This window comes from Romboutsia sp. LXY-2, assembly GCF_056171995.1.
The window spans coordinates 230,380-246,380 of the sequence record NZ_JBKFGI010000006.1 but is presented as its reverse complement, the minus strand read 5'-3'; the positions used below and the strand labels follow the sequence as shown (position 1 = coordinate 246,380).

Below are 16,001 nucleotides of genomic sequence, written 5' to 3'. Positions count from 1 at the left end.
GTCGAAAAAAACTAAGGAGAGTAGAAAAATGAGAATAAACACTAATATTAATGCTATGATAGCAACAAACCAAATGACAAAGAACACTGCATTAGCAGGGAATTCTATGGAAAAATTGTCTTCAGGATTAAGAATAACTAAAGCTGGAGATGACGCAGCAGGACTTGCTATATCTGAAAAAATGAGATCTCAAATAAGAGGTATGGAACAAGCTGATAGAAATGTACAAGATGGTATATCTATGATACAAACGGCAGAAGGTGCTTTAGAAGAAGCAGGAAACATAGTTCAAAGAATGAGAGAGCTAGGAGTTCAAGCTGGTAATACAACACTAGAAGATGCTGATAGAGATAAAATATCATTAGAGTTAGATGAATTAACAAAAGAAATAGGCAAGATAGGCACAGATACTAAGTTCAACAATACTACAGTATTTACAGCTACTACAGTAACAATACAAGCAGGAGCAAATGATGAAACAAGAACATTTGCAGTAGGAGCGTTAGCTACTACAGTAACTTCAGATGTAGCTGATGCAGCAAAAGCTAAAGCTGTAGTGGATGCAGCAACTGCTGACTTAGCAACTATAAATGAAGCAAGATCAACATTAGGAGCAGTACAAAATAGATTAGAGTACACTTCTTCAAACTTAACAACTTCAACTGAAAACTTATCTGCAGCAGAATCAAGAATAAGAGATGTAGATGTGGCAAAAGAAATGGTTAAGTTATCTAAGTTAAATATATTAAATCAAGCATCTCAGGCAATGGTTGCTCAAGCTAAGCAACAACCAGAGTCTGTAGCTCAATTATTAAGATAATTATATTAAAGTTTTAAAACTAAGGAGTAAAGCATATGCTTTACTCTTTAATTTTAACTTTAATAATATTGAAAGGGAAAAATATGTTACTAAGTATTGTATTGATGATTAAAAATGAAGAAAAATTTTTAGAAAAAACATTAAAAGCATTAGAGAAAATAAGAGAAAAAATTAATAGTGAATTAATAATTTTAGATACAGGTTCTACAGATAGAAGTATAGAAATAGCTAAATTGTATACAGATAAGGTTTATTTTGAAAAGTGGAATGATAACTTTGCCGACATGAGAAATAAATCAATAAGCTACGCAAAGGGTGATTGGATACTTATTTTAGATGCAGATGAAGAGCTGATAGAATGTGAAAATATGGTTAATTTTTTTGAATCAGATTTACATAAAAAGTATAACTGCGCATCTGTAGAACTGAGAAATATAAGTTCAGAAGATTGTAAATCTTATAGTACAGCTTTAAACTTAAGGTTATTCAAGAATGAAAATTTTAAGTATGAAGGTGCTATACATGAACAACCTATGTACAATGAACCTATATACAATAATGTAGCAGTATTTAATCATTATGGGTATTTGTATGTAGATGAAGAATTTAAACAAAAAAAGCTTAAAAGAAATGAAAAAATCTTATTGAATGAGATAAAAAAGAGACCTAATGACCCATATGTAAATTTTCAATTAGCTAAAAACTTCATAGCAATAAGTCAAAGAGAAGAGGCATTATATTATATAGAAAAATCTATGGACTTATATAGTAAATGTGTAAGTATACCAGTTTATGTTTATTCAAATTTAGCGAGGCTTTATATTGACTTAAAATTATTTGATAAATGTGAAAAAGTTTGTACAGAATATTTGCAAGAAAAAGATGATAAAAATATTGATATATATTATTTTTTAGCACTTAGTCAAAGTTTTCTATATAAATATGAAGAAAGTTTGAATAATTATAAAAAATACATATATTTAGTGGATAATTATAATATTTCTACACAAGCAAATAGTATATATGCTGATGGAATCACAGTAGGATTAAAAAAATACGCCGAAGTAAATATAGTCAGAAATTACTATTATTTAGAAAAATATGAAGACGTAATCGAAGAATCAAAAGGTATAGATTATGAAGAAATAAGAGATATAAATGAAATTATATTTGATAGTTTATATAAAGTAAATAAAACAAATGAAATACTAAATATATATAACAAAAAAATATCATCAAAGGTAGATACTAAATATATAGAGTCTAGTCTTGAACGTATGATACTAAAAATAAAGGAAAATGACAAAAAAACTATATATAAATTATTATCAAATATAAACAATAGTTATGGTTTGTTGAATAAGGTAAGGATAGGAGAAAAATTTACAACAAAAGAATTAAGCAGATTATTATTAGATGGAAAACAACCATACTATGGCGATATTATTTATTATACTATAAATAATAATTTAGATATATTAGAATTATTACAAAATGTAAGCTATTCATATATGCAAGATTATTTTAATTATATAGTTTCTTATAAACGAGATTGCATACAAAAACTATATGATTTTTTATTGGAGATCCCTAATACATTAGACTTGAATAAACTTAAGATATGTAGTTGTATATCTAAAGAATTACTTATTAGTGATGGTTTTTATAATGATAAATATGAAGAAATATTTTATATGTATATAACATATAGATATAATTTTATAAGGCGGGTATATAATCCTGATTTATCAGATAAAGAAATATTATATTTACTAAAAGATAAAGAAGATGAATTTATAATTAAAATAAATCTAGCACAAAAGATAAAAGATAAAGATCCGTTATTATATGTAAAAGAAATAAAATCATTGATTTTAGATCATGAAGAATATAAAAAAGCCATAGAAATCCTTGTTGATAAGCTTAGTGAAAGTGTTAACGAAAGTATAGAAATAAAAGAACTTAAAAAACAGTATAAATCGCTTATAGAAAATAGTATAAATAATGGAAATATACAAGATGCAAAACAAATGGTAAATGATTGTGAATATTTGTTTAAGCACGATAGTGAAATATATAATATGAAAGCAATAATAAGTTTAATGGAAGAAGATGCAAAAGAAGCTGAAAATATGCTTAAAAAGTCAATTTTAATTGATAATAATAATTTAAACACATTATACAATATTGCATATTTAAAAGAATATAAAAAAGATACTGATGAGGCTAGGCTATTTTATATAAAAACATTAGAATTGGCTAATGATACAGATATAAAAAATGAACTTAAAGAGAAAATAAATGAGTTAAATCAGTATAATTAACTTTTAAGGATAAGGAGGAATATAACATGATAATAGATAAAGATAATATGATAAACTTAAAAATTAAATTGAAAGAAATTGTTCAAAACTTAATAAATAATGGTCAATTAGATGATGCAGAAGAACAAATTAGAAATTATGAAGAAATTATAAAAGATGATATAGATATACTTTGCATGAAGGTGGTTATAAGCGTATATAGAAATAATCTAGAAAATGCTTTAAAAATAATAGATACTGGATTAAAAATAGATAGCTTAAACATAGATTTATTATATAATAAAGCATATATATATAATCTACAAAATGATAAAGAAAAAGCAATTACATACTATAAAAAAGTTATGAAATATACAGATGATATTTTATTAAGAAATGAGGTTATTGAGCTTTTATCTGAGAACTATAATCAAAATATAAGCAAAAATGATTTAGAGAAAGTTACATTTGTAGTATTGTGTCCAGGGTGGGGTAAAATATTAAAAAGATCACATCATATTGCGACTACATTAAGTGAGCTGGGATATGATGTTTATAGTGTAAGTACAGTACCTGTTATAAATAATAATATAAAAACAAGTTTAGAATATAAGGAATTGTATAAGGGAGTAAATATACATACATTAATAAAGAATGAAGACTATAAAGAAATATCAAGTGACTTTATAAACATAGCTCAAGATATAGTGGATAAAAGTATTAATAAGGTTTTATTTATAACACAAAATCCAAATGATTATTTTATTTTAGGAAGTATAAAAGGTGATTTTGAAATAATATATGAATGTGTAGATGATAACACTGACTTAGAAAATGCATTTTGGTCAAGCACTAAAACTATAGATTATGAACAAGAAATTATGAATAAAGCATCTATTATAACTACAGTAAGTACGTCTTTATATATGAATAAGAGATTTATAGAAAATAGGTCTAATGTATATTTATTAAAAAATGCAGTAAATATATCTGATTTTGAAGACAAAGGGATATATCCTGATGAATTTAAAAATATACCTAAACCAATTGTTTTGCATGTGGGAGTGATATATGATAGATTTGATGAAGAGTTATTATATAAGTTAGTTAGAAAGAATAGAGATAAATCATTTGTAATGGTAGGTACTATAAGTGGCAAGATGCTTCAAGAAAAAGAAGATAATTTATATATATTAGGTCCTAAGAATCATAATGAATTAAAATACTACATGAGGAATAGTGACATTGGTATAGTTCCCTTAAAAGATAACACAGACATGGCTATAAATTGTGACTCTATAAAGATTTATGAATATTTAGCATCAGGTTTACCTGTGATAACTACTAAGTTACCGGATGTATGTTTGTTTGATAAAGCATATATAAAAGCTGCCAGTAAGTTTGACCAATTTAATAAATATATAAATGATATCTTATTAAGCAAAGAAAATTATAAAAATGATATGAAACAATTAATAGAAAGTCACACATGGAATAATAGAGTTATATCTATACTTGATGCATTAAGAGGCAATATAAATGAAAAAGAACAGGATGATGAAATTATAGTAACTATAAGGAAGTCATTTAAAAGAAGCTTAGAACAAGAGTATGATCCATCTATTGAGTCATCATATGCAATGACATACTTCGAAGATGATATTGAAACGTGTTTAAAGCATGCTGAAAATGCTTATAGAAATAGAAATATAAATCATACATTTAGAAATTACATTCAAGCTTTATTAAAATTAGGAAAGATAGATTATGCTGTAAATGAAATATTAAAAAATAATAACATACCTGAAGAATATAGAGCAGAATTAATTAGTCTAGCGAATAATAAAAAGCATAAAGAATTTATAATAAAATTAATTATGAAAGATTATAACTATTTAAGAAAAAATTTAGACTCTTTATATACAAAATCTATATATAGTTTTGAAATAGAGGATTATGTTAAGAGCAATGAGCTATATAGCGATTTATGCGAGAGTAAAAAAGAGATTCACAATACACCTATTGTGAATAGGGATGTAAGTAAGTTATTAGCTATGGCTGGTAAGTGGAAATCATCTGAAAATGTATATTTTAATTCATTAGAATTGATAGATAAGTATTTAAATAGAAAAAGTAGATTGAAAAAACACCAATCTTTATTTGATGTTAATGTAAAAACATGTCATTTGTGTAGCAGTAAAAAATACAAATTAATAGCTAAAAGACCTGATGGAATAGATATTGTTAAATGTGAAGAATGTGGGTTAGTATTCACAAGTAAAAAACCATCTGATGCAAATTTAGGTGAAATATATAAATATGAAAATTATTATAATGGTGGGATATGTGGTTATAGATTTGGATATGAAAATTTAAACAAAAAATTAATGTTTTCGAATAGATGTAACTGGATTAATAAAAATTCTTTAGCTAAAAATAGTATATTGGATATTGGATGCAGTACAGGTGATTTCTTGGAAGTTATGAAAAATAATGGATGGAATACATATGGTATAGAAATTTCCGATTATGCATATAATATTTGTCTTAATAAAGGTATAAATATGTATAATAAGTCATTAATTGATTGTAAACTTGAATCAAATAATTTTGATTGTATAACTATGTGGAGTGTACTAGAGCATTATACTAATCCTATGAGGGAATTAGAAGAGGTATATAGAATATTAAAAGAAGATGGTAAAATATATATTGCTGTTCCGAACAACACAAGAGCGACATTATCCGGAGAAAATTGCTATGAATATAATTTATCATATGAACATTTGATATATTTTGACACAGATCCTTTAATTCAAATGGTTAAGAAAGCTGGGTTTAAAATAGAGCAATGTTTTTATGGGAATTTGGTGCATTTATATGATATGACGCCAATTGGAACACACATATATCTATCTGCTACAAAATAGAAATTATAGCAACTGAGCTACTTTTATTTTAGTACGAACCAAATAGTGTTAGCTGAAAATGTATAAGTTTATACTGTGATATATGAAGAGGATAAGTTGAGGTAAAGAGGAAGTCTAGCTGAGAAGAGTAAAGAAAAAGATATGTTAAAATAAGTACCAGTATGATCATATATAAAAAGATTTGTTACTTAAGCTTAGCATCCAAGTCATGTTAAGAAAACACTGAGAAAATCAATATAATGTCAGATTACTATATAAAAGTGGATGAAACTGCACTTAAGGTAATAGATGACAAAGGTAAAGAGTTGAAATCTAAAAAATATATCTAGATATATAAAACAGGTTTGAATCTCTTTCATAGGATTAAAAATACATATAAAGTAGTTTTAAAAGTTAAATATAATAAAGCCGATAGCAGTGAAATCTAATTTCTAAGCTATCGGCTTTATTATATTAAATTCAAATTATTTATGTAGCTGTAAATTTTTTTGCTCTATAAATAAATAATATAGAAAAGTTATTTATTGTTAAAAATTGTTGCAAATACTTGATAAATATTCGAATATAGTATAATATTATACTAATATGTAAAAAAATGTAAAATTAAATAGGCAAACTTAAAGAAATTTAAGGACGCAAAGCTATAGGGGCTAAGGTTTTAATAAAACTATGTCAGCCAGTTGTCAAAGAGTTTATAACTTTTTGTTATCATTACTGATAAAAAAATATACTCTTTAATAGGGTATTTTTTTATAGGTAAAAACATACTACAAATTAGAAAATATAATATTCGAAAAAATTCTTAAAAGTGAGAAAAATGGAATAAAATGAATAATAAACACTAAAAAACATGTATAATTCCTTATTAAGAGAAAATTAATCGAATATTATATTATATAATTAATTTAGTTATTTTGTTTTAACTATATATAAAGAGTGATGATTTATATTTTAAGTAATTATAACTACTCTTTAGGGTAGTTTTTTTGTTGAAAAAAATATAAAAATGATAAATAAAGGAGGAATATATGGATACATATGGATTAATGAAGATGAGTTTAGATGCTACGGACTTAAGGAGTAAGGTTATCGCGAATAATATTGCTAATATAAATACTGCAGATTATAAAAGAAAGTACGTTACTTTTGAAGAGACTTTAGAGGGGAAGTTAGAAAATGCAAAGATTGAAGTCAAAGTAGATGAAAATTCCATTATGAGGGAAGATGGAAATAACGTAGAACTTGAAAGTGAAAAGGTAAATCAGGCAGCTACTACTCTTCAATACAATGCTTTGGTAAGTTTAACAAATACAAAAATAGCCATGATAAAAAGTGTAATATCGGGGAGGTAATTAGATGAGCGTTTTTAGTGGAGTGAGAATTAGTGCAAGTGGTTTATCTGCTGAGAGAATGAGAATGGATATAATATCTTCAAACGTAGCAAATGCGAAAACCACAAGAACTGAAAACGGTGGAGCATACGTTAGGAAGGTAGCATCATTTGAAGAAAATTATGATGAAAAACTTGGTATGCTAGGTGTGAAAACAGTATCTATAGAGGAAGATAAGTCGCCTCTAAGAAGGTTATATGAGCCTAATCATCCAGATGCAGATGAAGAAGGATATGTTGAATATCCAAATGTTGATTTATTGGTTGAAATGTCTGATTTAATAGCAGCATCTAGGTCATATGAATCTAATATAGATACATTGAATGCTCAAAAAAGTATGATATCAAAGGCTTTAGAAATAGGTAGATAATAAGGAGGAAATATTATGCAGGATATAAGTAGAATAAGTTCTACAAATTTAAATTCTAATCTATTTACAAATAGCATTGGAAATTCTTCGATTAATAATAAACAAGTTGCAGATGATAAGAAGTCTAATTTAGAATTTTTAGATGTTATGAATAATACTTTAAATAAAGTAAATGAATCTCAAGTTAATGCTAATAACATGATAGAGGGATTTATAAAAGGTGATGATTTAGCTATGCATGATGTTATGTTAGCGGTTCAAGAGTCACAAATGTCTATGCAACTTATGTTGGAACTTAGAAATAAGCTATACGAGGCTTACCAAGAAGTAAATAGAGTACAGTTGTAGTCTATTAACAAGGAGTAGATAAATGAATTTACAGGAAATTGCACAAAAGATAAGCGGATTTTTACAAGAAAAGGTAAATCAATTTAAGGAGCTAAAAATAGAAAAGAAAATAGCTCTTATAATAGGGTTCGTTGCTATTATCTCATCTATAGTATTTGGAGTTAAGTACATAAATGACAATAAGTACAAAGTTTTATTTTCGGGCCTAGATTCAAATGATGCATCAGTGATATCTCAAGAATTAGAATCTAGAAAGGTAGAAACTAAAATAGAAGGCGATAGTATATATGTACCAAAAGAAGAAGTTGATAAATTAAGACTTGAATTGTCAAGCAGTATTTCAAATGGTTCAAAAGGGTTTGAAATAATGGATGAAGGTACTTCATTTGGAATGACTGATGAAGAATTTGAAATAAAAAAACAGAGAATGATTCAAGGTGAAATAGAAAGGACAATAAAAACCTTTCCACAGGTTGAAAATGTTAGAGTACATATAACAAATGGGGAACAATCTGTATTTGCTAAGGAGAGTATTCCAGGGAGTGCTGCAGTATCTATAAATTTAAAACCAGGATCAAGCTTAAAGCCGGAACAAATAAGATCAATAATGTCTCTTGTATCGGCAAGTACTTCAAATATACCTAAACAAAATATTGAAGTGGTAGACCAAAATATGAATCTATTATCAGAAGGTTTATTTGATGAAGAAGGCAATGTAACAAGCACTAATTCTAGTGGAATAGATATTGCTAGAAATGCAGAGAAAGATTTAAGTAATGATTTAGAAAAATCTATTGTGAGACTACTTGAACCAATATTTGGTCAAGGTAAGATAAAGGCAAGTGTAAATGCTGATTTGAATTTTGATACTAATGAAAAAACTGAAATTGTAATAGATCCGAATAAGGTCATTAAAAGTGAATCAAGAAGTGAAAATAGTACTACGGAAGAAGGAAATACTGGTGGTGCTGTAGATAATAACATGAATAATGAAGGAAATAGTAAAACTGGAACTACTAAAAGTAAGGAAGAGAATGTAGAGTATGAAGTTGGAAAGACTGAGACAAAAACCATAAAAGCACAAGGCGAGGTAAACAAAATAACAGCATCTGTTGCCATTGACGGGGATTTAGCAAATACTACTATAAAAAATGTCAGAGATATGGTGGCGAACGCTATCGGCATGGATGCTAGCAGAGGTGATGATGTTGCTGTTGTCTCTATGAAATTCGGTTCAAATACAGGAGATAATGCGATAAATAATTTAGAAGATGAAGGAATAAACAAGGTGCTAAAGATGACAGCTTATATAGTTGCAGGAATATTAGTTTTAATAGTAATTTTACTAGTAACTATGTTTATACTTAACAAAAAGAAAAAATCTATTGAAGAGTTTGATGAAGAAGCTGAGATTGATTTAATAAATCAAAAACTGGAAGAAATGGAAAAAACTAGGTTAACTAACATAGAAGATGAACAAGAGGATTTAACATTAGAAGAAGAAGTAAGAAAGTATGCTTCTGAAAATCCAGATCAAGTTACTGAACTTGTAAAGAGTTGGTTAAACGAATAAAAGGTGGTTGTTTAGTTTGGAAAGTGAAGTTGTTAAAACAGGAAATGCATTTGACTTAGGCAATATACCTAAAGTAAGAAAGGTTACTGGGGCTAAAAAAGCAGCAGTACTTTTAATGACTTTGGGAGCTGATGTATCAGCTAGTATAATAAAAAATCTATCAGACAAGAAGATTCAAAGAATTGGGGTTGAAATAGCCAATATAAATACTGTAAATGCTAGAGAAAGAAGAGAAATACTCCAAGAATTCATAGAATTAAATAAGGGTAAAGAATTTGTATTAGAAGGTGGTATAGCATACGCACAAACTCTACTAAATGGAGCTCTTGGCAATCAAAGGGCAAATAAGCTTTTAGAAGGTATAAAATATGATGCTTATACTAAGCTTTTTATGACAGCGAGAAAAGCTGAGCCAGAGCAAATACTTGCATGTATACAAGGAGAAAGTCCTCAAACTATAGCTATAATTCTTGCTCATATTCAACCAGATAAGGCAGCTACGATTTTAAGTGAATTACCTGATAAGATAAAAAATGAAGTTTCACTAAAAATAGGTGCGACTTCATCTGTCTCTCCAAGTGTTATAAAGGCAATTGACAAGGCAGTTGAAGTTAAACTATCAAAGCTTGGTCAAAGAGAGATAGAAAACTCTGGTGGTGTTGATAGCTTAGTAGATATATTAAGCAATGTTGATAGAAAAACAGAAAAAAGTATTATTCAATATATAGAAGAAAGAAACTTGGAACTGGCAGAGGAAATCAAATCTAACATGTTTATATTTGATGATATTGTTAGATTAGAAAATACTGTTGTACAAAGAATTCTTAAAGAAATTAATGTAAAGGATATTGCATTTGCTCTGAAGGGTGCTAATAAAGAAGTAGCAAATGTTATATTTAGGAATCAATCGCAAAGAGCATCTCAAGCTCTTAGAGAAGAAATTGAGATGTTAGGAAAAGTAAAGATATCTCAAGTAGAAGAGGCTCAACAAAATATAGTAAATGTAATTAGAAGACTTGAAGATGCAGGGGAAATAACTTTAACTAGAGGATCAGATGATGAGTTTATTGTGTAGTAGCGTAATTAAGGCTGATGATGTAAAAATAAAAGGTAAAAAAGTAATAAAAGCTTGTACTAAAGCCTCTGATGAAAGTTTAGTAGATGAAGCACAAACTCAAATACAAGAACAATTAGCTGAGAAAGTTTCAAAAGTTGAAGAAGAAATAAAGTTGAAAATGGAACAAGCTCAAATTCAATATGAACAAATTATAAATTCAGCTCATGAGGAAAGTGAAAGGATAATAGAAGAAGGTAATAAAGGTGCATCAAATATAGAGAAGAAAGCTTACGAACAAGGATATAACCAAGGCGTTAAAAATGGTTATGAAGATGGATATAAAGAAGCATATGAAGATAATATTGAAAAAGCTAAGTTAGAAGCTAGTGAAATATTAGAAAAAGCTAGTCAGGTATTATTTGAAGCAAAAGATGAAGTAGTATTACATATGAAGGAAAATAAAAAAAATATAGTTGATCTAGCTATAAGTATATGTGAACAAGTTTTAAGAGAAAAATTTGAAGATACATCTTCACTTAACAATTTAATAATTAGTGCTATTGATGAGTATGAGTTAAGAGAAAACTTTGTTATAAAGGTTAATCCTATATATAAAGAAACCTTGGATGGTGAAATTTTAAATCTTAAAGAAAATTACAAGTTAAATGGTGATGTATTTGTACTAGGTGATGAATCTATTGAAATGGGTAATGCAGTAATAGAAACTATAAAAGGCAAACTTGTTGTTGGAATCGAAAGTGTGTTATCTAAGGTAAAAGAGGAGTTACTATGATTGATATATATTATGAAAAATTGATAAATAAAGTAAAAGATATACCCTCTATCACTTGTGAAGGTAAAGTTAAAAAAATAATAGGACTTACAGTTGAAGTTGAGGGTATAAAAGCTTTTGTAGGCGAATTGTGTATTGTATATAACAACTTAGGAGCGGAAATAAAGTGTGAAGTTGTAGGATTTAGAGATGGTGATGTAATATTGATGCCACTTGGAGAATTGGCAGGTATAGGTCCTGGGTGTAGGGTTGTAGGACAAGGCATACCTCTTAGTGTTAGATGTAGTGAGGAACTTCTAGGTAAGGTATTAGATGGATTAGGAAATCCAATTAATGAGGGGAAAATACTTAGTGGTGAAAGGTACAGTTTATTTAATGAACCTCCTGACCCTATGAAAAGACCTAGAATAACAAATATAATGCCAACGGGTATAAGAGCGATAGATGGTTTTTTGACTTGTGGGGAAGGTCAAAGAATAGGAATATTTGCAGGTAGTGGTGTTGGAAAAAGTACAACACTTGGTATGATTGCAAGAACAGCTAAGGCTGATGTAAATGTTATAGCTTTAATAGGAGAAAGAGGACGAGAAGTTCTTGACTTTATAGAAAGAGATTTAGGCGAAGAAGGCATGAGAAAGTCAGTTGTAGTGTGCGCTACTTCTGATAAATCTCCTTTAGTTAGATTAAAGGGGGCATTAACTGCAACCTCAATAGCAGAGTATTTTAGAGATCAAGGTAAAAAAGTTATACTTATGATGGACTCTGTTACAAGATTTGCTATGGCGCAAAGAGAAGTTGGATTAGCAATAGGAGAGCCTCCAGCACAAAAGGGATATACTCCTTCTGTATTTGCAATGTTGCCTAAGTTAATGGAAAGGACGGGTCTATCAAACAATGGATCGATAACTGCTTTTTATACAGTCCTTGTTGATGGTGATGATTTTAATGAACCTATAGCGGATACTGTAAGAGGTATACTTGATGGACATATTGTACTGTCAAGGCAACTTGCACACAAAAATCACTATCCGGCTATTGATATATTAAATAGTGTAAGTAGACTTATGAAAGAAATCGGTGATGAAAATCATAATAGAGCAGCTTCTTTTGCAAGAGATATACTTGCAACATATAAAGAAGCTGAAGATTTAATAAATATAGGGGCTTATGAAAATGGATCTAATAAAAATATAGATACTTCCATTAAATATATTGGTAATGTAAACAACTTTTTAAAACAAGGTGTAAATGAAGCAACTTCGTTTGAAGATAGTAAAAATTTATTAATAAATATTATTAGCTAGAGGGGACAGTCACATGATCAAGTTTAAGCTTCAAAAGCTTTTAGATATAAGGGAGAAAGATGAAGAAGAGAGCAAGTTACAATATACTCAAGCTCAAAATAAAAAAAGAGCTGTAGAAAATAACTTGAAAAATTTAGAAGTAAGCTATAAAAAATACTCTGATATAAGTAGTATATGTGATGTAGTTACTCAAAAGGTAACTATTAATTATTTATCATCACTTAGTCAATCTATAAAAGAAACAAGCAAACAACTGGAAAAAGAGATTATAAGTACAAGTAAAGCGAAAGAGGATTTTATACAAAAGCAAATTAAAAGAAAAACTCTAGAGAAGCTTAAAGAAAATGAAATAAAAAGAATAAAAGAAGAAGAAGAAAGAATTGAACAAATAACTAATGATGAATTTGCACTGTATGCATATATAAGGAACAGAGTAAATCCATTATAAAGGAATGAATTAATATGAATGTAAATATCTCAACGCAGTTCTTGGGTGATTTCCGAGGAAATGACTTGTTCAAAGAGGTTAAGAATAGCAAAAATGAATTTATTAGCTTCTTTGAAGATATAGAAAATATGAGTGAAGAAGGTAGTATAGATTATGATTTAATTTTAAGTGTATTAAATAATCTAAAGAATTTTGAAAATTTAAATTTAGATGAATTGTATAATTTAAAAGACATAGAAAATATAGATTTTAAAGGTTTAAATTCAGAAAATACAAATGATATTTTTCTAAGTATTATAAACGGTGATTCAAGTGAAAAATTAGTTTTTATAAATGATTTGACTATGAATTTGAGTAGTGATACAAATGATAAATTATTAAATAATATAATAAATATATTGCAGTCTGAAGATACAAATATTAAGGATAGTGAAAATTTAACCATAACAAATTTAAAAAATATTATAAAAAATAGTCTATTAAATCAAGGCGTAAATAATGAAGTAAGCTCAAATAAAACAAGTGATTTAAATAAACAAAGACAAGTAGAAGTTATAAATGAAGATAAGTACAGTCAACTAGAAATTAGTTCTTTAAATAGTAAAAACAATATAATCAAAGAGATTAACATAAATGATAAAAATAAAGATTTAAATACCTTAGAAAATATACTAGATTCAGGAGATAATAATAACTTATTATTTTTAAATAAATCAATATCAAATATAGATACATCTGACAAAAAAGCAGTAGATACACAGCCTATATATACTATAAGACAAGAATTTATAGAAGAAGATACTATAAAAACTATAAAATATTTAAAGGCAAGTGGGCTTGAAGAAATAAAAATAAAAATAAGTCCAAGAGAGCTTGGAGATATGACTATAAAGTTAATAAAAAATGATAATGAGACTAATGTAAATATAACTATAAGTAAAGAAGATGTATTTGAACTAGTTAATAAAAACATAAGTGATATAACTAAGCATTTAAATGAACTAAATATAAAGATTAAAGATATATCAATTGATATAAAAAGTGATAATGAAAATATGTTTTCAGATAATTTAAATCAAGAATTTGATAAAAAAGAACAGCAAGGAAATGACAAAAAAAATAAAAATAAATATAATAAGAACTTTAATCAAGTAGAAGACATAGTTAAAACTTCATTTGAAGAAGAAAGTTTAAATATTTTAATTTAGAGGGGATTAAATGAATAGTTTAACAAGTATTAATAGCGGAGAACGAACGTATCAAACAAAATCAGGCACTGTAACCGAAAATGGAACAGCTGTAATTATGCCAGGTGAAGAAACAAATAAAGATTTATTTCTGAAGATGCTAGTTGCACAGATGCAAAATCAAGATCCATTTAATCCACAAGATCCAACTCAATATGTAACTCAGCTAGCTCAATTTACTATGCTAGAACAAAGTATGGCAATTAATAATAATATGGAATACTTAATAGGTATGACAAATGGCTTATTAATCAATTCGGCTATGAGTGGAGCATCAAACTTAATAGGTAAAGAAGTTGAAGTATATGCTCCTGTTAAGAATGAAGATGGTGAAAATATAGATGTAGAAAATACTCAAGATAATAAAAATACAATAATAGGAGTAGTTGAAGGTGTGCATATAAAAGATGGTGTGGTTTATATGAATGTAAGAGATGAGAAAACAGGGGAAATCGTATCAGTGGAATATGCAGCACTAATAAAAGTAAATGAGAAAAATATGGATTCAGATATAAATAAAGAGAATAAGGGAGAGTAAGTATATGTTAAGATCAATGTATTCAGGGATAAGTGGCATGAAAGCCAATCAAACAAAAATGGACGTTGTTGGTAATAATGTAGCCAATGTTGGGACAACAGCTTTTAAAAAATCTAGTACTAGATTTTCAGATGCGCTATATCAAAGTACTATTTATGCTAGTGCACCAGGAGGCGCAATAGGTGGGGTAAACCCAGGACAAGTTGGTATAGGTACTAAGGTTAGTGGAATATTTAAAAATATGGTTCAAGGCCCAATACAGCCTACAGGAAGACCTACAGATTTAGCTATAGATGGAGATGGATTTTTTACAGTTCAGACAGGTCCAGACCAATATGCATATACAAGAGATGGATCATTTAGCTTAGATATGAATGGCTTCTTAGTAACAGCAGAAGGATATAAAGTATTAGGTAAAGATACAGATAATGATGGGGCATTAGATCCAATAGAAATACCAAAAGAAATGAAAAATGCAGATGGTGAAGTAAAAAAAGTTTTATCATTTAATATATCTAAAGAAGGTAAAATATCATATCTATTAGATGATGGAACAAAAATGCCTTCATACGATGATACTGGAAAACTTATTGCAGGTACTGAACAAATATTGAAAATAGCAGTATTTCAAAATCCAGAAGGATTAGAACAAATAAATGGAAATCTTTACGGAACATCAGCAAACTCAGGCGAGCCTATGGATACAAATGTATTTGGTCAGATAAATCAAGGTGCAATAGAAATGTCAAATGTTGACCTTTCAGAAGAGTTCACAGAAATGATAGTTACGACTAGAGCCTTTCAAGCTGCAAGTAAGGTTATAACAACTAGTGATGAACTATTACAAGAAATAATAAATCTTAAAAGATAGTTAGGTAA

Annotated in this window: 14 protein-coding genes and 1 riboswitch; all 14 genes read left to right on the top strand. The window is 27.9% G+C overall.

Going from position 1 to position 16,001, the window contains the following annotated elements; all coding sequences use genetic code 11:
- Positions 1-28: 28 nt before the first annotated feature.
- The 14 genes from ACI48P_RS12300 to ACI48P_RS12235 all read left to right on the top strand — a co-directional run bounded on the left by ACI48P_RS12300 (position 29) and on the right by ACI48P_RS12235 (position 15,993).
- Positions 29-820, top strand: coding sequence for a flagellin N-terminal helical domain-containing protein (locus tag ACI48P_RS12300; protein WP_475216096.1), 792 nt, complete (start codon positions 29-31; stop codon positions 818-820).
- An 83-nt stretch (positions 821-903) separates the two neighbouring features.
- Positions 904-3,144 carry a glycosyltransferase gene (locus tag ACI48P_RS12295; RefSeq protein ID WP_475216095.1) on the top strand — a complete coding sequence of 747 codons (2,241 nt, stop codon included), beginning with the start codon at positions 904-906 and terminating at the stop codon, positions 3,142-3,144.
- A 26-nt stretch (positions 3,145-3,170) separates the two neighbouring features.
- Positions 3,171-6,053 (top strand): methyltransferase domain-containing protein, encoded by a 2,883-nt coding sequence (locus tag ACI48P_RS12290; RefSeq protein ID WP_475216093.1) that lies wholly within the window; start codon positions 3,171-3,173, stop codon positions 6,051-6,053.
- A 600-nt stretch (positions 6,054-6,653) separates the two neighbouring features.
- A riboswitch (cyclic di-GMP riboswitch) is annotated at positions 6,654-6,741 on the top strand.
- 340 nt (positions 6,742-7,081) lie between these two features.
- Complete coding sequence (locus ACI48P_RS12285; protein WP_475216091.1) at positions 7,082-7,405, top strand: flagellar basal body protein; 324 nt, start codon at positions 7,082-7,084, stop codon at positions 7,403-7,405.
- Positions 7,406-7,409: 4 nt separating this feature from the next.
- Positions 7,410-7,814, top strand: a complete 405-nt coding sequence (gene flgC / locus ACI48P_RS12280; protein WP_475216089.1) for a flagellar basal body rod protein FlgC — start codon at positions 7,410-7,412, stop codon at positions 7,812-7,814.
- A 15-nt stretch (positions 7,815-7,829) separates the two neighbouring features.
- Positions 7,830-8,162, top strand: coding sequence for a flagellar hook-basal body complex protein FliE (fliE, locus tag ACI48P_RS12275; RefSeq protein ID WP_475216087.1), 333 nt, complete (start codon positions 7,830-7,832; stop codon positions 8,160-8,162).
- Between the two features lie 22 nt (positions 8,163-8,184).
- The gene (fliF, locus tag ACI48P_RS12270; protein WP_475216085.1) at positions 8,185-9,735 is read left to right on the top strand and encodes a flagellar basal-body MS-ring/collar protein FliF; all 1,551 of its coding nucleotides are present in this window, start codon (positions 8,185-8,187) and stop codon (positions 9,733-9,735) included.
- Between the two features lie 16 nt (positions 9,736-9,751).
- Positions 9,752-10,810, top strand: a complete 1,059-nt coding sequence (gene fliG, locus ACI48P_RS12265) for a flagellar motor switch protein FliG (RefSeq protein WP_475216083.1) — start codon at positions 9,752-9,754, stop codon at positions 10,808-10,810.
- A complete protein-coding gene (locus ACI48P_RS12260) occupies positions 10,791-11,585 on the top strand; it encodes a FliH/SctL family protein (protein ID WP_475216081.1) in 795 nt (264 codons plus the stop codon). Before fliG ends, ACI48P_RS12260 begins: the two co-directional genes overlap by 20 nt.
- The gene (gene fliI / locus ACI48P_RS12255; RefSeq protein WP_475216079.1) at positions 11,582-12,889 is read left to right on the top strand and encodes a flagellar protein export ATPase FliI; all 1,308 of its coding nucleotides are present in this window, start codon (positions 11,582-11,584) and stop codon (positions 12,887-12,889) included. The genes ACI48P_RS12260 and fliI overlap by 4 nt, the downstream gene beginning before the upstream one ends.
- 13 nt (positions 12,890-12,902) lie before the next feature.
- Positions 12,903-13,337: a flagellar export protein FliJ gene (gene fliJ / locus ACI48P_RS12250; protein WP_475216077.1), complete on the top strand. Its 435-nt coding sequence runs from the start codon at positions 12,903-12,905 to the stop codon at positions 13,335-13,337.
- A gap of 65 nt (positions 13,338-13,402) precedes the next feature.
- Positions 13,403-14,545 (top strand): flagellar hook-length control protein FliK, encoded by a 1,143-nt coding sequence (locus tag ACI48P_RS12245; protein ID WP_475216075.1) that lies wholly within the window; start codon positions 13,403-13,405, stop codon positions 14,543-14,545.
- A gap of 10 nt (positions 14,546-14,555) precedes the next feature.
- A complete protein-coding gene (locus ACI48P_RS12240; protein WP_475216073.1) occupies positions 14,556-15,122 on the top strand; it encodes a flagellar hook assembly protein FlgD in 567 nt (188 codons plus the stop codon).
- A 4-nt stretch (positions 15,123-15,126) separates the two neighbouring features.
- On the top strand, positions 15,127-15,993 hold the full coding sequence (locus ACI48P_RS12235) for a flagellar hook-basal body protein (protein ID WP_475216071.1): 867 nt from the start codon (positions 15,127-15,129) through the stop codon (positions 15,991-15,993).
- Positions 15,994-16,001 lie beyond the last annotated feature (8 nt).

Bases quoted from the DNA above. Each gene is read 5' to 3' on its own strand.
- fliE (WP_475216087.1), top strand. From the start codon at position 7,830: ATGCAGGATATAAGTAGAATAAGTTCTACAAATTTAAATTCTAATCTA.
- ACI48P_RS12290 (WP_475216093.1), top strand. From the start codon at position 3,171: ATGATAATAGATAAAGATAATATGATAAACTTAAAAATTAAATTGAAA.
- ACI48P_RS12235 (WP_475216071.1), top strand. From the start codon at position 15,127: ATGTTAAGATCAATGTATTCAGGGATAAGTGGCATGAAAGCCAATCAA.
- fliF (WP_475216085.1), top strand. From the start codon at position 8,185: ATGAATTTACAGGAAATTGCACAAAAGATAAGCGGATTTTTACAAGAA.
- fliJ (WP_475216077.1), top strand. From the start codon at position 12,903: ATGATCAAGTTTAAGCTTCAAAAGCTTTTAGATATAAGGGAGAAAGAT.
- ACI48P_RS12300 (WP_475216096.1), top strand. From the start codon at position 29: ATGAGAATAAACACTAATATTAATGCTATGATAGCAACAAACCAAATG.
- ACI48P_RS12285 (WP_475216091.1), top strand. From the start codon at position 7,082: ATGGATACATATGGATTAATGAAGATGAGTTTAGATGCTACGGACTTA.
- ACI48P_RS12240 (WP_475216073.1), top strand. From the start codon at position 14,556: ATGAATAGTTTAACAAGTATTAATAGCGGAGAACGAACGTATCAAACA.
- flgC (WP_475216089.1), top strand. From the start codon at position 7,410: ATGAGCGTTTTTAGTGGAGTGAGAATTAGTGCAAGTGGTTTATCTGCT.
- fliI (WP_475216079.1), top strand. From the start codon at position 11,582: ATGATTGATATATATTATGAAAAATTGATAAATAAAGTAAAAGATATA.
- ACI48P_RS12295 (WP_475216095.1), top strand. From the start codon at position 904: ATGTTACTAAGTATTGTATTGATGATTAAAAATGAAGAAAAATTTTTA.
- ACI48P_RS12260 (WP_475216081.1), top strand. From the start codon at position 10,791: ATGATGAGTTTATTGTGTAGTAGCGTAATTAAGGCTGATGATGTAAAA.